This is a genomic window from Glycomyces halotolerans, assembly GCF_054779575.1.
Genome location: NZ_BAAGXZ010000001.1, coordinates 98,391 through 116,559, shown reverse-complemented (window position 1 = coordinate 116,559; position 18,169 = coordinate 98,391). Strand labels below are relative to the sequence as shown.

The following is an 18,169-nucleotide window of genomic DNA, read 5'->3' as shown; positions in this document are numbered from 1 at the left end:
GCCCTCCCGGTTCGGGGGCTCAATCGCAGCTGAGGAACTCGGCGATGCGGTCGGGCATCATCGGGTCGGAGCAGTCGGTCACCCGCACGAGCTCGCCGCCCTCGACGCGCCACGCCAGGCGCTGCCTCTCGACGAGTCCGTCGCCGCCCGTGCCGCCTCGCCGCTCGACGGTCGCCGCCACGAAATCGTCGCCGGCGCACCAGCTGTCGACCACGGTGCTCTCGCCGATCTGCTCGCTGATCCTTCCGCCGAGCGTGGCCGGGTCGGAGCACACCGACGCCTGCGCCGGGTTCGTCGCCGCGTACGTCGCCAGCGCCGCACCGCCGAGCAGCGCTCCGGTCAGCGCGACGCCCGCCGAAGCGGTCGCGATCTTCCGCAGGCGCGGCCGGATCCCCCCGCGGGCGGCCGGCTGCGGCCGGTACGGGGCCAGCTCGGTCGACATCGACACGGTGACCGGGCGCAGCCGCCGGCGCGGCAAAAGGCCCGCCGAGACTTCGGCGGGCTTGTAGCCGGGCGCGCGTGGGCCGGTCAGGTCGAGGCGAGTGAGCCGCTCCCGCAGGGCCTCGGAGGTCGGCCGCCGTCTCGGGTCGGGATGGAGCGCGGCGCCGATGAAGTCGGTGAGTTCGGTGGGGACGCCGGGGATGTGCGGCACCGGTGCGGCGCGGACGAGCGGGTCGGCCACGTCCTCGCGGCCCGAGCGGACCCACGGCAGGCGCCCGCCGAGCGCGGCGTAAAGGACTGTGGCGAGCGCGTACACGTCGCCGGCGGGGCTGGCGGCGACTTCGCCGGCCACCGCGGCGTCCAGGTGCTCGGGCGCGGTGTACGGGCTAGGCGGCAGCGGTGCGGCGAGCACGGGCGCGGACATGTCGTAGGCGGTCAGCTGCAGCAGCCGGCCGGGCCCGACCAGGATGTGGCCGGGCTGGATGGCGCCGTGGATGAGTCCGGCGCGGTGGTAGACGGCCACGGCGTCGCTCAGCGCCACGCCGAGCGCCCGCACCTGTCCGGCGGGCATGGGGCCCTGCTCGGCCAGCAGGTCGGCCAGGGTGCGCCTGGTGGCGCCGACGGCCAGGTAGGGGCGGCCGTTCTCGGTCAGGCCGGCCGCGCTGCACCGGGAGAGGTGCGGGTGCGCCGCCAGGCCGGTGAGTTTGGAGGCCCACTCGAGGAAGACTTCGCGGCGGGAGCCGTCGACGCGCTCATGGGCGACGGTCACGCACAGGAGGTTGGTGGGGTCGGAGGCGACGATGCCGCTGAAGACGCTGCATACCGGATCGCGATGCAGTAAACGGTCGACGGTGGCGGCGCCGACGGTCGTCGTGCTCGACATGTTCACCTCCTTGGCGAGGCCGTGCGAACGGGCGGCGTGATTTGCCACCAAATGTGAGGCTATCCCATCCGAACGGTCGAGTGGTAGTCGCCCGTGGGGATGTGGCACGAACGGGTGGCGTGCCGGCGACGCATGGTCAGGGGTACTGCTCCCATGTTGCCTGATGTACCCAGTGCGGCTCAAGTGTCTGGTTGGGAGTGCAACGATTCGGACACGAGAACCCTCCGGTGTTGACGCTTGTGGAAAAACGTTGAAGCATCGATGAGGTCTTGACCCCAGGGTGGTGCGGTTGGATACCGATCACATCGCCCGGTACGAAGGAGTACGACTACACATGAACGTCAATCGACGGCGTCTCTTCGCCGGCCTCGCCGGCACCGCGGCGCTCTCCCTCACGATGACCGCCTGCGCGTCCGGAGACGAGGGCTCCGACGGCGACGGCGACGGTGGCGGCGGCCGAGTCGGGATCGCCATGCCCACCCAGACCTCTGAACGCTGGATCGACGACGGCAACAACCTGGTCTCCGAATTCGAGGCCGCCGGTTTCGAGACGGACCTCCAGTTCGCCGGTGACGACGTCGGCAAGCAGGTCGACCAGATCGAGAACATGATCACGCAGGGTGCCGACGTACTGGTCATCGCGGCGATCGACAACCAGTCGCTCAACGGCGTGCTGGCCCAGGCCAAGGACGAGGACGTCACCGTCATCGCCTACGACCGCCTGATCCGCGAGACCGAGGACGTCGACTACTACGCGACCTTCGACAACTTCCAGGTCGGCGTGCTCCAGGCCCAGTCGATCCTCGACGGCCTGGACGTCGAGAACCAGGAGGGCCCGTTCAACATCGAGCTGTTCGCCGGCTCGCTGGACGACAACAACGCCTTCTTCTTCTTCGACGGCGCCATGTCGGTCCTCCAGCCCTTGATCGACGACGGCACTCTCGTGGTCAAGTCCGGTGAGACCGACATCAACACCGTGGCCACCGAGCGCTGGGACGGCGAGCTCGCGCAGAGCCGCATGGACAACCTGCTGAGCACCCACTACTCGGATGACCAGGTCGACGCCGTACTGTCGCCGTACGACGGCATCAGCCGCGGCATCATCGCCTCGCTGGAGAGCAACGGCTACGCCTCCGACGAGCTGCCGGTCATCTCCGGCCAGGACGCCGAGGTCGCCTCGGTCCAGATGATCATCGAGGGCCGCCAGACCGCCACGATCTTCAAGGACACCCGCGAGCTGGCCAGTGTCACCGTGGAGATGGTCGTCGACATCCTCAACGGCGAGGAGCCCGAGGTCACCGACACCGAGACGTACGACAACGGCGTCAAGGTGGTCCCGTCCAACCTGCTGACTCCGCACATCGTGACCGTTGAGAACTACGAGGAGCTTCTGGTCGACTCCGGCTACATCGACGCCGCCGAGCTCGAGTAGTCGCCGCCGCGCCCGACGCGTGCCCCTCGACGGGGCGCCCCGCGAGAGCGGGGCGCCCCCCGAACCTCTCTCTCCAGAGCAGCCTCATTCCAAATAGGACCAAGTCATGTCTGAAGCCATCCTCCGGATGCGGGGGATCACCAAGCGATTCCCGGGCGTACTCGCGCTCGACGACGTCGACATGCGGGTCGAGCGGGCCACCATCCACGCTCTCGTGGGCGAGAACGGAGCCGGCAAGTCGACGCTGATGAAGATCCTCTCCGGGGTCTACCCCCACGGGGAGTTCGAAGGCGTCATCGAGCTCGAAGGCCGCCCCGCCCGATTCCGCGGCATCCGCGACTCCGAGAACGCCGGCGTCGCGATCATCCACCAAGAGCTCGCCCTCGTGCCCGAACTGTCCATCGCCGAGAACATCTTCCTCGGCAACGAACAGGCCCGACGCGGCGTCATCTCCTGGAACCGCACCAACGCCGTCGCCGCCGACCTCATGGCCAAGGTCGGCCTCTCCGACAGCCCGCGGACCCTGGTCGAGAACATCGGCGTCGGCAAGCAGCAGCTGGTCGAGATCGCCAAGGCCCTCTCCAAGCAGGTCAAACTGCTGATCCTCGACGAACCCACCGCCGCCCTCAACGACTCCGACTCCCAGAACCTGCTGAACCTGCTCCGAGCGCTGCGCGACGAGGGCGTCACCTGCATCCTCATCTCGCACAAGCTCGGCGAAGTCCTCTCGGTCGCCGACGCGATCACCGTCCTGCGCGACGGCAAGACCATCGAGACGCTCGACACCGCCACCGACGACGTCGACGAGGACCGCCTCATCAAGTCCATGGTCGGCCGGGACCTCGAGCACCTCTTCCCGCCGCACACGCCCGACATCGGAGAGACCTTCTTCGAAGTCAAGGACTGGACCGTCCACCACCCGGAGCACCGCGACCGCGTCGTCGTGCACGGCGCCGAGCTGTCGGTCGCCCGCGGCGAGGTCGTCGGCCTCGCCGGACTCATGGGCGCCGGACGCACCGAATTCGCCATGAGCCTGTTCGGCCGCTCCTGGGGCAGCCACATCCACGGCGAGATCCACCTCGACGGCAAGCGGCTGCGAATCCACAGCGTCGCCGACGCCATCGACGCGGGCATCGCCTACGCCACCGAGGACCGCAAGCAGTACGGCCTGCACCTCGACTACGACCTGCGGCAGAACTTCACCCTCGCCGGCATCCGCAAGGTCTCCAGAGGCGGCGTGATCGACCAGCACCGGGTCACCTCCGTCGCCGAGGAACTCCGGTCCAACTTCGGCGTCAAGACCCCGTCGGTGTTCCAGATCGCCGGCAACCTCTCCGGCGGCAACCAGCAGAAGGTCGTGCTCGGGAAGTGGGTCTTCACCGAGCCCGAGCTCCTGATCCTCGACGAGCCGACCCGAGGCATCGACGTCGGCGCGAAATACGAGATCTACGAGCTGATCCACGAACTGGTCGACCAGGGCAAGGGGGTCCTCATGATCTCCTCCGAGCTGCCCGAACTGCTCGGCATGTGCGACCGGATCTACGCCATGAGCGCCGGACACATCACCGGCCAGGTCGACCGCGAAAACGCCACCCAGGAGGAACTGATGCGCTTGATGACACTCGAGACCGCCAAGGGAGGAGTGGAACTGTGAGCATGCTCAGAAGCGCCTTCGACGCCGTGCGCGGGGCGAACCTGCGCCAGTACGGCATGGTCATCGCCCTGGTGTTCATCATGCTGCTCTTCCAGGTCTTGGAGGTCATGAAGCTCGACCAGAACTTCCTGACCCCCCGCAACATCACCAACGCGATCGTCCAGAACTCCTTCATCCTCATCCTCGCGATCGGGATGATGATGGTCATCGTCAACGGCCACATCGACCTGTCGGTCGGGTCGGTCCTGGCCTTCACCGGCGCCGTATCGGCCATCGCGCTCTCCAACTGGGGCATGCCGTGGTACCTGGCGGTGCTCGCGGCCGTCGTCACCGGCGCCCTCATCGGCGTGTGGCAGGGATTCTGGATCGCCTACGTGCGAATACCGGCGTTCATCGTGACCCTCGCGGGCATGCTGCTGTTCCGCGGCCTGACGCTGTGGGTCCTGGAGGCCAAGACCATCTCCATCCGCTCCGAGGAGTTCCGGATGCTCGGCTCGGGCTACTGGTTCCAGGACTCCCAGATCGCCGGCTACCACCTGCCGACCCTCCTGATCGGCGTCATCGGGGCCGCGCTCATCGTCTGGACGCAGTCCGCCGGCCGCCGCAACGCCATCCGCAACCGCATCGAGACCGGCTCCGCGGTCACCTGGGCGATCAAGACCGTCCTGCTGGCCGCGGCCGCCCTCGGCGGCGCCCTGGTCCTGGCCGCCTACCGGGGCCTGCCGGTCATCGGCATCATCCTGGTGGTGCTGGTCCTGATCTACACCTTCGTCGCCAACCGGACCGTGTTCGGCCGCCACATCTACGCGGGCGGCGGCAACGAGAAGGCCGCGGCGCTCTCGGGCGTGAAGACCAAGCAGACGAGCTTCTGGGTCTTCGTGAACATGGGCGCGCTGGCCGGCCTGGCCGGCGTGGTCTTCACCGCCCGCCTCCAGTCGGCCACGCCGGACGCCGGCGAGATGTTCGAGCTGCACGCCATCGCCTCGTCGTTCATCGGCGGCGCGTCCATGAGCGGCGGCGTCGGCACCATCATCGGCGCGGTCATCGGCGGCCTGGTCATGGGCGTCATGAACCAGGGCATGTCGATCCTGTCGGTCGGCCAGGACCTCCAGAGCGTCATCCTCGGCCTGGTCGTGCTCGCCGCGGTGTTCTTCGACGTGTGGAACAAGAAGCGCGCCTCCGGGCCGATCGTGGGCACCACCCCGGGCGGCTCCGGCGAGGCCAAGCGCCGCGGCAAGGGGCCCGACGACTCGGACCCGACCGGCGGCAAGCCCAAGGACAAGGAACCCGAACCGGCCGGCGTGAAGTAAGCGCCGCCCGGCAGTCACGAAGCAGGGCCCGTACCGCTCGCGGTACGGGCCCTGCTCTCGCATGTGCTCACGATTTGCTCGAGGACGGCACCTTCGCGGACTCCGATTCGTTCTCGTCGTCGGCCTGCGGCCCGGAGCGCTTCTTGCCGGTGGCGCCCGCGGACTTCGAGTTGCCCGTGCCGCCCGCGGGCTTCGAGCCGTCCGAGGAGGGCTTGTCGCCGCCTGACCGGGCCTGCTCGCGCAGTTTCTGCGCCTGGGCGTGCGCGGTCTGAAGGATGCCCTCGGCGTCCCGGCGGGCGCGCTCCTTGGCCTCCTTGGTCAGCTCCTCGGCGCGGCGCTTGGCCGTCGCGACGCGCTTCTCGGCCTCGGCGACGTACTCGTCGCGCTCGGTCCGGACCTGCTCGGCGTCCTGTTCGGCCTCCCGCAGCAGCCGCTCGGCCTCGGCTTTGGCCTCGGCCAGGAGGCGCTCCTTCTCGCTCTCGATCTGCTCGAGCTCGGTCCGGGCCTTCTGGGTCGCCTGCTGCGCCCGCTCGCGGTCGGCCTCGGCCTCGGCGCGCAGCCGCTCGGCCTCGGTTTCGGCCTCGGCCGTCACCTGCTCGGCCCGCCGGGCCGCTTCCGCGGTGATCCGCTCGGCCTCGCCGGCGGCCTCCTCGCGCATCTTCGCGATCGCGGCCTCGGTCTCCTCGGAGAGCCTGCGCGCGGCCTCGGCGGCCTTCTCGCGTTCGGCGCGGCCGGATTCGGCCGCCTCCTCGCGGAGCCGCAGCGCCTTGGCCTCGGACTCCTCGGTGACCTTCCGGGCCCGCTCGTCGGCCTCGGCGGTGAGCTTCTCGGCGCGTTCGGCGGCCTCCTCGGCGAGCGCCTCAGCTTCGGCGGCCGCCTCTTCGACGCGCCGCTGCGCCTCCTGACGCACCCGCTTGGCCTCGTCGGCGGCCTCCGTGCGCGTCAGCGTCGCCTGGTCGGCCGCCTCCGCCCGCACGCGGGTGGCCTCGTTCTCGGCCTCGGTGCGCACCGTCTGCGCGAACGTCTCGGTCTCCTGCTTGAAGCGCTCGAGGTTCTCGACCGTCTCGGTGCGGAGCCGCTCCATTTCGGCCTCGGCTTCGGCCCGCTTGCGCTCGGCTTCGGCCTCGGCCTCGGCGATGATGCGGTCGGCCTTCTCGCGGGCGTCGGCGACGGTCTGCTCGGCCTCCAGCGCCGCGTCGTCCTTGAGCTGCTGGGCCTCTGTGCGCAGGCGCTCCACGTGCGCGACCAGCTGCCGGGTCTGCTCGTCGGCGGCGGCACGCTTGTTCTCGGCGTCCTGCTCGGCCTCGGCCACGAGGGCCGCGGCCCGCTCCTTGGCCTGGTCCACCAGGGCCTGGGCCTCGCGGGCCCGCTTGTTCATCTCGGCGTCGAGGATCGCCCGCCGGTCGGCCTCGGCCTTCTCGGCGGCGGCGCGGCGCGCCTTCAACGTGGTCTCGAAGTCCTTGCGGGCCGCCTCGATCTGCGCCTCGGCCTGATGCAGCTTCTGCGCGGCGTGGCGGTGCAGCTCCTCGGTCTCGGCCCGGGCGTTCGCCTTGATGTCGGCGGCCTGCTCCTCGGCGAGGGTGAGCATGTGCTCGATCTTCACACCCAAGTGCCGGTAGGAGGCCTTGTCTCCGGCCGCCGAGCGGCGGCGCATCTCCTGTATCTGCGCCTGCAGCTGCTGCACCTGCAGCGCGAGCCGCTCGATCTGGGCCTCCGCCTTGGCTCTCTCGGCGACGGCCGTGTCGCGTTCGAACTCCAGCCGATCGATCGCGCTGTCGACCTGCTTCTTGTCGTAACCGCGAAGCGCGGTCTCGAAGCCGCTGTCCATCTGCTGGGCGTCGGTGAAACCCCTCAGCAGATCACTGTCGTCGCCCAGTCTCTTGTCGCGCGCCATACCCTCATCCTCACATAAGCCGCGTCCCGCGGCCCCGGATCGGATTCCGGGGCGGCGGGACGCGGCCGAAGCCGTGGTTCCTCCACCGTCGACCTGAGCCGACGCCAATGCGCCGCTATTACGACGGTAACGCGGATTCGCCAGCTTTTACTCCTTGTCGCCCTTATCTCCGAGGTCCGCTCCCGGGAAATTGCCCATCATGCCCGACAGGGTCTGGGTCATGTTGCGCAGCGTCGCCTGGACCTCGTCGCGCTTGGCGGTGAGCTCGGCGACCTTGTCCTCGGCCTCCTTGGTGACGCGCTCGGCGTCGGACTTGGCGTCCGAGAGCAGCCGCTCGGCCTCGGCCTTCGCGTCGGACACGAGCTTCGAGGCGTCCTTCTTGGCCTTCGAAGTGGTCTCCTCGGCGTAGGTGTCGGCCTCGTTGCGCTTCTCTTCGCCGCGCGTCTCGGCGGACTTGGCGCGCTCCTCGGCGTCGCGGGCGCGGTTCTCGGCGTCGGAGACCAGCTTCTGGGTCTCGGCGACGGCGCGGGCGTGGCGCTCGGACTCCTCGCGCTCGGCCTTCTCCTTGCGCTCGGCCAGTTCGAGGTCGAGAGCCTGGAGGTCCTTGTCGCGCTTCTCCTTCGCTTCGGCGAAGAGCTTCGCGGCCTCGGCGCGCTTCTCCTCGGCCTCGCGGGCGGCCTTGGCGCGCAGTTGGGTGATCTCCCGGTCGGCGGTGGCGCGCATGGTGGCGACCTCGCGCTCGACCGAGGCCTTCAGCTCGGCGACCTCGTGGCCGGTGGCCGTCCGCAGCTGCTTGGTCTCGCGCTCGGCGTCGGCGCGCAGGGTCTCGCATTCGCGGCGGGCGTTGGTCCGCAGTTCGGCGACCTCGCGCTCGACCTGAGTGCGCAGCGTGGTCGCCTCGCGCTCGGCGTTCTGCTTGAGGTTCTGGGCTTCGGCGCGGGCGGCGTCGGTGATCTCGCGCGACTCGAGGCGGGCTGCCGACAGGATGCCCTCGGTCTCTCGCTTGGCCTCGGCGCGGTGCTCGTTGGCCTGCTCCTCGGCGAGACGGAGGATCTGCTCGACGCGGGTTCCGAGCCCCGACAGGGTGGGTTTGGAGTTCTCCTCGAGCTGCTTGGACTGCTCGTTCAAGCGCTGCTCGAGGCCCTGGATGCGCTGCTCGGCCTGGCGGAGGCGACGCTGGGCGTCGGTCATCCGCTGCTCGGCCTCGGTGCGCTGCTGCTCGGTCTGCGTCAGCTTCGCCAGGTGCTTCTGGATGTAGTCATCCACCTGGTGCCTGTCGTAACCCCGCAACTGCACGGGGAATTCCGGCACCGATTGGTCGTTGTCGAAAAAGGTACTGTTGGAGGGCTGCTGCGACATGGCCTAATAGTTGCAGATGCACCGGGCCCTGTCGACAGCAAGGTCAGGGGTTTCGGGAGCCATGCTCACCTGCCACTCCGGTCGCAAAAGCGGCGAAGTCCCTGAACTGACACAGAAGTTCGCCCGAGTCACCGGCGCCGCGCCTCCGGGCCGCGGTCGGGGACCCGACACCGCGCCGTCAGGCCGGCTCGACGAGCTCCACCAGCACGCCGCCGGCGTCCTTCGGATGCACGAAGTTGATCCGACTCCCGGCCGTGCCGGCCCGAGGCGAGTCGTACAGCAGCCGCGCCCCCCGGCCCCGCAGCGCCTCGGACGCGGCCTCCACGTCCTCGACGGTGAACGCCAGCTGCTGGAGCCCGGGCCCCTGCCTGTCGAGGAACTTCGCGATCGGCGAGTCGTCGCCCAGCGGCGCCAGCAGCTGCACCTGCGCGCCGCCCTCGGGCCAGGCCACCATCACCTCGACCACGCCCTGGGCCTCGTTGACCTCGCGGTGGACCGCCTCGCCGCCGAGCGTGCCGACGTACAAGTCGAGTGCTCTGTCGAGGTCCGGCACCGCCACGCCCACGTGGTCGATGCGCCGAATTCCGATCCCATCCGAAAGCGTCATACCATCGAGCTTATCGACCAACGGAGGTCCACATGAACGACAGCATCGTCATCCTCGCCGCCGCCCGCACACCCATCGGGCGGCTGGGAGGCGCCCTGGCCGACGTGCCCGCCACCGATCTGGCGGGCACCGCGATCAGAGCCGCACTCGAACGGGCCGGCGTCGCACCCGACCGGGTCGACCAGGTCATCCTCGGCCAAGTCCTGTCCGCCGGATGCGGACAGAACCCCGCCCGACAGGCCGCCGTGGCCGCCGGGCTGCCGATGCGGGTGCCCTCGATGTCGGTCAACAAGGTCTGCCTCTCGGGCATGACCGCGATCGGCCTGGCCGACCAGCTGCTGCGCGGCGGCGCCGCCGACGTCATCGTCGCCGGGGGCATGGAATCGATGAGCCGCGCGCCCCACCTGCTGCCCGGGTCGCGGCGCGGCTTCAAGTACGGCGACGCCGTGCTCATCGACCACCTGGCCCACGACGGCCTCACCGACGCCTACGACGGCATCTCCATGGGGGAGTCCACCGAACGCCACCTGGGCTCGAAGGACTTCATCACGCGTGCCGCCCAGGACGAGTACGCCGCCGGCAGCCACCAGCGCGCGGCCAAGGCCGCCGAACGCCTCGCCGAGGAGATCACGCCGGTCGAGACCCGGCGCGGCCTGGTCGACGCCGACGAAGGCATCCGGCCCGAGTCCACTCCCGAGACGCTCGGTCGGCTGCGCCCGGCCTTCACCGAGAACGGCACCATCACCGCCGGGACCGCCTCCCAGATCTCCGACGGCGCTTCGGCGCTGGTCCTGACCCGCAAGTCCGTGGCCGAGGCGGCCGGCTGGCCGTACGAGGCGGAGATCCTGGCCTGGGGGACCGTGGCGGGCCCGGACAACTCCCTGCTCGACCAGCCGGCCGGTGCCATCGGCCAGGCGCTCGAGAAGGCCGGAGCGTCCGTCGACGACCTGGACGTGGTGGAGATCAACGAGGCGTTCGCCGCCGTGGTCCTGTCCTCGGCGAGAACCCTGGGCCTCGACCTGGAGCGGGTCAACCCCGACGGCGGCGCGATCGCGCTCGGCCACCCGATCGGCGCTTCGGGCGCCCGCATGGTCCTGTCGCTCTCCCGCCAGCTCGGCTCCGGCCGGATCGGCGCGGCGGGCCTGTGCGGCGGCGGAGGCCAGGGCGACGCGATCATCCTCAGAGGAGCCTGATGCGCGTCGGCGACATGGTGGCCGCGGCCCGCACCGGCAACCGGCGGGCCGTGGCCCGGCTCTTGACCGCCGTGGAGAACCAGGCTGCCGAGACCGTCGAGATCGCCGCCGCCACCAAAGGCGGCGACGCGACGATCGTCGGCGTGACCGGCTCGCCCGGCGTCGGCAAGTCGACGCTCGTGTCCGCGCTCATCGGCGCCTGGCGCGCCTCGGGCCTGCGCGTGGCCGTGCTGGCGGTGGACCCCTCCAGCCCCTTCAGCGGCGGCGCGATCCTCGGCGACCGCGTCCGCATGGCCGACCACGCTCTCGACGACGGCGTCTACATCCGCTCGGTGGCCACCCGCGGCCACCTCGGCGGCCTCGCGGCCACCACCGGCGCGGGCGTGCGGCTGCTCGAAGGCCTCGGCTTCGACGTGGTCGTCGTCGAGACCGTCGGCGTCGGCCAGGCCGAAGTCGAGATCGCCAGCCTCGCCGACACGACGCTGCTGCTGCTGGCTCCCGGCATGGGCGACGCGATCCAGGCCGTCAAGGCCGGCGTGGTCGAGATCGCCGACGTCTACGTCGTCAACAAGGCCGACCGTCCAGGAGCCGACGCCGCCGTGCGCGACATGCGCGCCATGATGTCGCTGGTCAAACGCGAGCCCGGCGAGTGGCGGCAGCCGATCGTCAAGACCGTCGCCCAAGACGGCGGCGGCATCGACGAGCTGGTGGCCGCCATCGCCAAGCACCGCGACTGGCTCTCGGGGGCCGACCGGCTCTCGGTCCGGCGCCGCGAGCGCGCCGCCGCCGAGATCCGGGCCGTGGTCGACGCCGAACTGCGACGCCGCTACCGGGTCACCGACGCGCTCGCCGCGGGCGTCGCCGACGGGGACATCGACGTCGCCGAGGCCTCCAGAAGGGTCCTCAGCGGCGAATTCCGGGAGCCGTGAGCTGCACCGCCCAAACCGCTTCGACACGGTCGCGGCGGTCTCCTTACACTGGGCATGTGACAGACGCAGCGAAGCAGACGCCGACCCGGACCACCCACCTGCCGAAGACCTACGCGCCCGCGGACGTAGAGGCGCGGCGCTACGCAGGCTGGGTATCCGACGGTCGCTTCAAGGCTGCCGACGACTCCGATCGCGACCCCTACTGCATCGTGATCCCGCCGCCGAACGTGACCGGCCAGCTCCACTTGGGGCACGCCCTGAACCACACGCTCATCGACGCCGTGGTGCGCCGCGAGCGCATGCGCGGCAAGGAGGCCCTGTTCCTGCCCGGCACCGACCACGCCGGCATCTCCACGCAGAACGTCGTCGAGCGCAAGATCGCCGACGAGGAGGGCCTGTCCCGTCACGACCTGGGCCGCGAGGCCTTCGTCGAGCGCGTGTGGCAGTGGAAGGAGGTCTACCACGACCGGATCTCCTCCCAGATGAAGAAGATCGGCGACGGCGTCGACTGGGACCGCGAGCGGTTCACCCTCGACGAGGGCCTGTCGAAGGCGGTCCAGACGATCTTCAAGCGCCTCTACGACGACAACATGATCTACCGCGCCGAGCGCATCATCAACTGGTGCCCCAGGTGCATGACCGCCCTGTCGGACATCGAAGTGGAGCACTCCGACGACGCCGGCGAGCTGGTCAGCATGCGCTACGGCGACGGCGACGACGCCATCGTGGTGGCCACCACGCGCCTGGAGACGATGCTCGGCGACACCGCCGTGGCCGTCCACCCCGACGACGAGCGCTACTCGCACCTGCTCGGCAAGACCGTCGAGGTGCCGTTCACCGGCCGCCGCATCCCGATCGTCGCCGACTCCCACGTCGATCCCGAGTTCGGGACCGGCGCGGTCAAGGTGACCCCCGCCCACGACCCGAACGACTTCGCGATCGGGCAGCGCCACGACCTCGACGCACCGCTGATCATGGACGAGCGCGGCGTGATCACCGCGCACGGCCCGTTCGAGGGCCTCGACCGCTTCGAGGCCCGAGGCGCGATCGCCGCGGCGCTGCGCGCCGAAGGCCGCGTCGTCTCCGAGAAGCGGCCCTACGTGCACGCGGTCGGCCACTGCCAGCGCTGCGACACCGCCGTGGAGCCGCGCTTGTCGAAGCAGTGGTTCGTGAAGGTCGAGCGCCTCGGCAAGGGCGCCGGCGACGCGGTGCGCTCCGGGGAGACCAAGATCTACCCGCCGGAGATGGAGAAGCGCTACTTCTCGTGGGTCGACAACCTGCTCGACTGGTGCATCTCCCGCCAGCTGTGGTGGGGCCACCGGATCCCGATCTGGTACGGGCCCGACGGCGAAGAGGTCTGCGTCGGCCCCGGCGAGGAGGCCCCCGAAGGCTACGTCCAGGACCCGGACGTGCTCGACACGTGGTTCTCCTCGGCGCTGTGGCCGTTCTCGACGCTCGGCTGGCCCGAGCAGACGCCCGCGCTGGAGAAGTTCTATCCGACCGCGTCGCTGATCACCGCGCAGGACATCATCTTCTTCTGGGTCGCCAGGATGATGATGTTCGGGACCTACGCCATGGGCCGGGCCCCGTTCGGCGAGGTGTTCTTCCACGGCCTCATCCGCGACAAGCACGGCAAGAAGATGTCGAAGTCCTCGGGCAACGGCATCGACCCGCTCGAGGTGGTCGACACCTACGGGGCCGACGCGCTGCGGTTCATGCTGACCCGCGACGCCCAGCCCGGCGCCGACAACATCGCCTCGATCGAGCTGGCCGAGATCAGCCGGAACTTCTGCAACAAGCTGTGGAACGGCACCCGGTTCGCGCTCATGAGCGGCGCCACCGTCGAAGGCGACCTGCCGACCGGGCTCTCGCTGATCGACCGGTGGATCCTCTCCCGCCTCTCGCGCACGATCACCGCCGTCGACGAGTACTTCGAGCAGTACGAGTTCGCCAAGGCGATGGACGCGCTCTACCACTTCGCGTGGGACGACGTCTTCGACTGGTACCTCGAGCTGACCAAGCCGGTCCTCGCCGAAGGCGGGCAGGCCGCCGAAGACACGCGCCGCGTCCTGGGCCACGTGTTCGACCGGCTGCTGCGGCTGCTGCACCCGGTGATCCCGTTCGTCACCGAGGAGCTCTGGCTCGAGCTCACCGGCGGCGAAGCCCGCGGCGAATCGCCCACCCGTCGCCCCACCCACAGCCCCAAACCGGAGGGGCATAGCCCCGCCCCATCCCTCACCGTCGCCGCCTGGCCGGCGGCCGATGAGCCCGACGCCGACGCCGAGCGGCTCGTGTCGGCCCTGCAGCACCTCGTGGTCGAGGTGCGGCGCTTCCGCTCCGACCAGGGCGTCAAACCCAGCCAGTCGGTGGCCGCGCGCCTGACCGGTCTCGAAGCGGCCGGCCTGGCCGACCAGGAGGGCCTCGTCCGCGCCTTCGCGAAGCTCGACGAGCCCGCCGGCGACTTCTCGCCCACCGCCGAACTCGCCGTCTCCGACCAGATCTCGGTCGCGCTCGACACCTCCGGCACGATCGACGTCGCCGCCGAGCGCGCCCGCCTCGAGAAGGCCCTCAAAGCCGCGCAGAAGGAGCTCGACGGCACGACCAAGAAGCTCGGCAACGAGGCGTTCCTCGCCAAGGCGCCCGATGCCGTGGTCGAGAAGATCCGCACCCGCAAGGCCACCGCCGAGGCCGACATCGCGCGGGTCACCGCGCAGCTGGAACGCCTGCGCTAGACGAAGCCGGCCAGGGCGGCCGCCCGCAGTGGACGGCCGCCCTTCGTTAAAGGGGGACAACACGGTGAACGCCGAACTGGCGCAGGTCGAGGCCGCGCTCGAAGCCCGCGGGTTCTCCCGCTGGGACTTCACGCTCGACCGGATCAAAGCGCTGCTGGACATGATGGGCGACCCGCAGCGGGCCTTCAGGTCCGTCCACATCACCGGCACCAACGGCAAGACCTCGACCACCCGCATGATCGAGCGGCTCGTGCGCGGGCACGAACTGCGCACCGGCATGTTCACCTCGCCGCACCTGGACAACGTGACCGAGCGGATCTGCATCGACGGCCGACCGATCGCCGCCGACCGGCTCGCCGCGACCTACTACGAGATCGCGCCGCTGGCCGACCTCGTCGACGCCCAGTTCGAGGAGTCGCTCACCTACTTCGAGATGACCGTCGCCCTCGCCATGAGCGCCTTCGCCGACACCCCGATCGACGTCGGCGTCGTCGAAGTCGGACTGGGAGGCGAGACCGACTCGACGAACATTCTGGGCGCCGAAGTCGCGGTCATCAGCCCGATCGCGATCGACCACACCAAGTGGCTCGGCAACACCATCGAAGAGATCGCCACCATGAAGGCCGGCATCGTCCACGAAGGCGCCACCCTCGTCACCTCCGCGCAGGACCGCAACGCGATGGGCCCGCTGCTGCGCCGCGCCAAAGCCGTCGGCGCCAGGCTCGTCGCCGAAGGCCGCGGCTTCGAGGTCACCGCCCGCGAAGTCGCCGTCGGCGGACAGCAGATCACCGTCGAGACCAAAGCCGCCCGCTACGAGGACCTCTTCCTGCCGCTCCACGGCGAATACCAGGCCCACAACGCCGCGCTCGCCCTGGCCGCCGTCGAAGTCCTCCTCGGCGCCGGCGAACCGAAGGCCCTCGACGCGCAGATCGTCGGCGAGGCCTTCGCCGACTTCGACTCCCCGGGCCGCCTCGAAGTCGTCCGCACCGCCCCGACCGTCATCCTCGACGCCGCCCACAACCCGGCCGGCATGGAGGCCATGACCCGGGCCGTCGACGAGGAGTTCAACTTCCGCAAACTCGTGGCCGTCGTCGGCATGCTCGCCGACAAGGAGACCGACCACATGCTCGAACTGCTCGACCCGATCGTCGACGAAGTCGTGGTCACCAGGTCCTCCTCCGACCGCTCGCTGCCGGCCGCGACCCTCGGCAAGACCGCCCGCGAGATCCTCGGCGAAGAACGGGTCACGGTCCTGCCGCACCTGTCGGACGCGATCGCCCGCGCGATCGAACTGGCCGAAGAGGCCGACGACGTCTACGAATCGGGAGGCGGCGTGCTCATCACCGGCTCGGTGTTCACCGTCGCCGACGCCCGGAAACTGCTGGTGAAGCGCCGTGGCTGAACCCGGACCCGCCCCGTCGGGCCTGCGCGACCCCGAGCGCGCCGCCCGCGGCCTGGCCGCGCTCGCGCTCGCCTTCGAGGCGCTGGCACTGCTGCTCGCGATCGTCCCGATGAACATCCTGCTCGACGACGCCACCGTCGCGATCACCGCCGTCCTCGTCCTGGCCGCCGCCTGCGTCGTCCTGGCGGGCATGGCCAAGCGCCCGTGGGTCTGGCCGGCCGGAGCGGTCGTCCAGGTCGGACTCATAGCCTGCTGGTTCCTCCACTGGTCGCTCGGCGCCGCGGGCGTCGTCTTCGGCCTGGTGTGGCTCTACTGCTGGCACGTCGCCCGGCAGCTGCGGAAGCCGCCGCAGCGATGACCGTGCGACTGAAGACCGAACGGCTGCTGCTGCGGCCCTTCACCGAAGCCGACCTCGAGCCGTTCGCCGAGATCAACGCCGACCCCGAGGTCATGCGGTTCATCGGCGACGGGCGGCTGCGGACGCTCGAACAGACCCGGACCGGCCTCGAGAAGACGATCAAGCACTGGGACGAGACCGGCTGGGGCACCTTCGCGGTGTGCCTGGCCGACACCGGCGAGCTGATCGGCTTCGCCGCGCTGGCCGTGCCCGAGTTCCTGCCCGAGATCCTCCCGGCGGTCGAGGTCGGCTGGCGCCTCAAGCGGAGCCGCTGGGGAGCCGGATACGCCCCCGAGGCCGCCCGTGAGGCGATCCGCTTCGCATTCGAGGAGATGGGCCTGGACCGCCTCGTCTCATGCATTCACAGCGACAACGCCGCTTCGGTCCGCGTGGCCGAGAAACTCGGCATGACCCTGGAACGCGAGACGACCGTGCCGGGACTCGAGGTGCCCTGCAAGGTCTACGAGATCCGCCGCTGAGCGCCCTCAGCGCTCGCGGTGCTCGGTGATGGCCAGGCCGTGGCCGTCGGGGTCGCGGAAGGCCGCGGCCCGCAGCTCGTAGTGCTGGCCGAGCAGCGCGGTGCGCGGCAGGTGCAGGAACTCCACGCCCGCCGCGTTCAGCTCGGCGAACGCGGCGTCGATGTCGCCGACCTCGAACGTCAGGTGCATGACGCCGGTCTCGCCGGGCGGGGCGTCGGGCCGCTCCCACAGGAGGATCTTCCCGAACCCGGCCTCGAGGACGGCGGCTTCGTCGGTCCGGTCGGTGATGGCCAGTCCCAGTGCGTCGGTGTAGAACTCGACCGACCGCTGTAGGTCGGCGACGATGAGCGTCGCGGCCACCTCGGTGACGTCGGTGTTCTTGAACCGCTGCTCCGACAACAGCAGTTCCGACAGGTCGTCGGGGACGGGTCCGCCCTCCGGCGAGGAGCGCTGCCGGGGCGGCGCGGGGACCCGGCCCTCGGGGAGCGGCCGGCTCTCCGGCGGTTCGGGCTCGGCCCGCGGTGGCGGCTCGACCGGGGCCACGATGGTCCGCGGTGCCGACGACTCGGCCGCCGCGGTCGCCGACCCGGTGCTCTCGTGCGCCGGCGGTTCTGGAGGCGGGCTCGGTGCGGCCTCCGGCTCGCGCGGTGCAGGCGGTTCAGGTGCCGCCTCCGGTTCGCGTTGCTCAGGCGCGGCCTTGGGAGGCTCGGCGGGCGGCGCCTCCCGTTCAGGCGGCTCGAAGAGGTCCTCCAGTGTGTCCAGCGACGGCTCGCCTTCCGGTGCGGCCCTGGGATGCGGAGGGTCGTCCTCCACGATCAGGTCCTCCAGCCGGTGCTCGCCGATCACCGGCGGCGCGGGCACCGGCTGCGGGAACCGCCGCGCCGAATGCTCGATGGTCACGAACGTGATGACCCCGGCCAGGCACAGGAACGCCAGGACGCCGACACCGATGCTCTGGGCGCCGAGCGCCATCGCGCCGAAGAAGGCGGTGAGAATCAGTAAAGTGATCGCGCCGACGGCATGCGAGGTGCGCCAGCGCAGCCGCCGGTCGCCGTTGAGGACCGTCCCGATCGCCTCGCCTCCGGCGGCGTGGTGCTGCGTCGAATGCAACTGGTGGAGTGCCGCTTGATTGGCCGCCCACCACCGGGCCTCGCGCTGCCGGCGCTGCTGGTCCAGCAGCAGGCGCTGCTGCCGCAGCTGCTCGGCGGTCATGCCCTTGCCGGACGCGGCCTTGCCTTTGGCGGCCTTCTGCGGCGGCGCGGCCTTCCGGGCGCCTCCCTTGGCTTTGGAGCCGCCCTTGACACCGCCCTTTGCGCCGCCTCGCGCCGCGCCCTTGCCGCCGCCCTTGGGGGCCTTGGAGGGTTTGGGAGCCGGACGGGGTGGTTGTCTCGGGGGCATCTGGGACACCTCATCCACAACTGGGGAAACCGGGTTTCTACGAGAATGCTACGTGGCCG

At 70.4% G+C, this 18,169-nt stretch carries 14 protein-coding genes; 9 read left to right on the top strand and 5 right to left on the bottom strand.

The genetic code is table 11. The features are described from left to right. Positions 1–19: 19 nt before the first annotated feature. Positions 20–1,324, bottom strand: a complete 1,305-nt coding sequence (locus ACYVL2_RS00585) for a protein kinase family protein (protein ID WP_460539101.1) — start codon at positions 1,322–1,324, stop codon at positions 20–22. Between the two features lie 334 nt (positions 1,325–1,658). Here ACYVL2_RS00585 and chvE point away from each other — a divergent pair, with 334 nt between their 5' ends. The 3 genes from chvE to mmsB all read left to right on the top strand — a co-directional run bounded on the left by chvE (position 1,659) and on the right by mmsB (position 5,720). Next, positions 1,659–2,756: a multiple monosaccharide ABC transporter substrate-binding protein gene (gene chvE, locus ACYVL2_RS00580; protein ID WP_460539099.1), complete on the top strand. Its 1,098-nt coding sequence runs from the start codon at positions 1,659–1,661 to the stop codon at positions 2,754–2,756. A 106-nt stretch (positions 2,757–2,862) separates the two neighbouring features. After that, positions 2,863–4,410: a multiple monosaccharide ABC transporter ATP-binding protein gene (mmsA, locus tag ACYVL2_RS00575; protein WP_460539097.1), complete on the top strand. Its 1,548-nt coding sequence runs from the start codon at positions 2,863–2,865 to the stop codon at positions 4,408–4,410. A gap of 2 nt (positions 4,411–4,412) precedes the next feature. Further along, positions 4,413–5,720 (top strand): multiple monosaccharide ABC transporter permease, encoded by a 1,308-nt coding sequence (mmsB, locus tag ACYVL2_RS00570; RefSeq protein WP_460539587.1) that lies wholly within the window; start codon positions 4,413–4,415, stop codon positions 5,718–5,720. A 67-nt stretch (positions 5,721–5,787) separates the two neighbouring features. Here the strand turns inward: mmsB and ACYVL2_RS00565 are convergent, their stop codons facing one another. The 3 genes from ACYVL2_RS00565 to mce form a co-directional block, all read right to left on the bottom strand. Then, entirely contained in the window at positions 5,788–7,614 is a 1,827-nt protein-coding gene (locus tag ACYVL2_RS00565; RefSeq protein ID WP_460539094.1) for a hypothetical protein, read from the bottom strand. A gap of 147 nt (positions 7,615–7,761) precedes the next feature. After that, positions 7,762–8,973 (bottom strand): coiled-coil domain-containing protein, encoded by a 1,212-nt coding sequence (locus ACYVL2_RS00560; protein WP_460539092.1) that lies wholly within the window; start codon positions 8,971–8,973, stop codon positions 7,762–7,764. A gap of 178 nt (positions 8,974–9,151) precedes the next feature. Beyond that, complete coding sequence (gene mce, locus ACYVL2_RS00555; RefSeq protein WP_460539089.1) at positions 9,152–9,580, bottom strand: VOC family protein; 429 nt, start codon at positions 9,578–9,580, stop codon at positions 9,152–9,154. Between the two features lie 32 nt (positions 9,581–9,612). On the opposite strand from mce, the gene ACYVL2_RS00550 reads away from it, so the two are divergent. From ACYVL2_RS00550 to ACYVL2_RS00525, 6 genes are all read left to right on the top strand, one after another. Next, the gene (locus tag ACYVL2_RS00550; protein ID WP_460539087.1) at positions 9,613–10,773 is read left to right on the top strand and encodes an acetyl-CoA C-acetyltransferase; all 1,161 of its coding nucleotides are present in this window, start codon (positions 9,613–9,615) and stop codon (positions 10,771–10,773) included. Further along, a complete protein-coding gene (gene meaB, locus ACYVL2_RS00545) occupies positions 10,773–11,702 on the top strand; it encodes an ArgK/MeaB family GTPase (RefSeq protein WP_460539085.1) in 930 nt (309 codons plus the stop codon). The genes ACYVL2_RS00550 and meaB overlap by 1 nt, the downstream gene beginning before the upstream one ends. Before the next feature lie 56 nt (positions 11,703–11,758). After that, positions 11,759–14,434, top strand: coding sequence for a valine--tRNA ligase (locus ACYVL2_RS00540; protein ID WP_460539082.1), 2,676 nt, complete (start codon positions 11,759–11,761; stop codon positions 14,432–14,434). Positions 14,435–14,498: 64 nt separating this feature from the next. Next, positions 14,499–15,836, top strand: coding sequence for a bifunctional folylpolyglutamate synthase/dihydrofolate synthase (locus tag ACYVL2_RS00535; protein ID WP_460539080.1), 1,338 nt, complete (start codon positions 14,499–14,501; stop codon positions 15,834–15,836). Further along, positions 15,829–16,194: a DUF4233 domain-containing protein gene (locus tag ACYVL2_RS00530; RefSeq protein WP_460539077.1), complete on the top strand. Its 366-nt coding sequence runs from the start codon at positions 15,829–15,831 to the stop codon at positions 16,192–16,194. The genes ACYVL2_RS00535 and ACYVL2_RS00530 overlap by 8 nt, the downstream gene beginning before the upstream one ends. Further along, on the top strand, positions 16,191–16,712 hold the full coding sequence (locus ACYVL2_RS00525; protein WP_460539075.1) for a GNAT family N-acetyltransferase: 522 nt from the start codon (positions 16,191–16,193) through the stop codon (positions 16,710–16,712). Before ACYVL2_RS00530 ends, ACYVL2_RS00525 begins: the two co-directional genes overlap by 4 nt. 6 nt (positions 16,713–16,718) lie before the next feature. Here the strand turns inward: ACYVL2_RS00525 and ACYVL2_RS00520 are convergent, their stop codons facing one another. Further along, positions 16,719–18,110 carry a VOC family protein gene (locus ACYVL2_RS00520; RefSeq protein ID WP_460539073.1) on the bottom strand — a complete coding sequence of 464 codons (1,392 nt, stop codon included), beginning with the start codon at positions 18,108–18,110 and terminating at the stop codon, positions 16,719–16,721. Positions 18,111–18,169: the final 59 nt, after the last annotated feature.

Bases quoted from the DNA above. Each gene is read 5' to 3' on its own strand.
- mce (WP_460539089.1), bottom strand. From the start codon at position 9,580: ATGACGCTTTCGGATGGGATCGGAATTCGGCGCATCGACCACGTGGGC.
- ACYVL2_RS00565 (WP_460539094.1), bottom strand. From the start codon at position 7,614: ATGGCGCGCGACAAGAGACTGGGCGACGACAGTGATCTGCTGAGGGGT.
- ACYVL2_RS00520 (WP_460539073.1), bottom strand. From the start codon at position 18,110: ATGCCCCCGAGACAACCACCCCGTCCGGCTCCCAAACCCTCCAAGGCC.
- ACYVL2_RS00585 (WP_460539101.1), bottom strand. From the start codon at position 1,324: ATGTCGAGCACGACGACCGTCGGCGCCGCCACCGTCGACCGTTTACTG.
- mmsB (WP_460539587.1), top strand. From the start codon at position 4,413: ATGCTCAGAAGCGCCTTCGACGCCGTGCGCGGGGCGAACCTGCGCCAG.
- ACYVL2_RS00525 (WP_460539075.1), top strand. From the start codon at position 16,191: ATGACCGTGCGACTGAAGACCGAACGGCTGCTGCTGCGGCCCTTCACC.
- chvE (WP_460539099.1), top strand. From the start codon at position 1,659: ATGAACGTCAATCGACGGCGTCTCTTCGCCGGCCTCGCCGGCACCGCG.
- meaB (WP_460539085.1), top strand. From the start codon at position 10,773: ATGCGCGTCGGCGACATGGTGGCCGCGGCCCGCACCGGCAACCGGCGG.
- ACYVL2_RS00560 (WP_460539092.1), bottom strand. From the start codon at position 8,973: ATGTCGCAGCAGCCCTCCAACAGTACCTTTTTCGACAACGACCAATCG.
- ACYVL2_RS00550 (WP_460539087.1), top strand. From the start codon at position 9,613: ATGAACGACAGCATCGTCATCCTCGCCGCCGCCCGCACACCCATCGGG.
- mmsA (WP_460539097.1), top strand. From the start codon at position 2,863: ATGTCTGAAGCCATCCTCCGGATGCGGGGGATCACCAAGCGATTCCCG.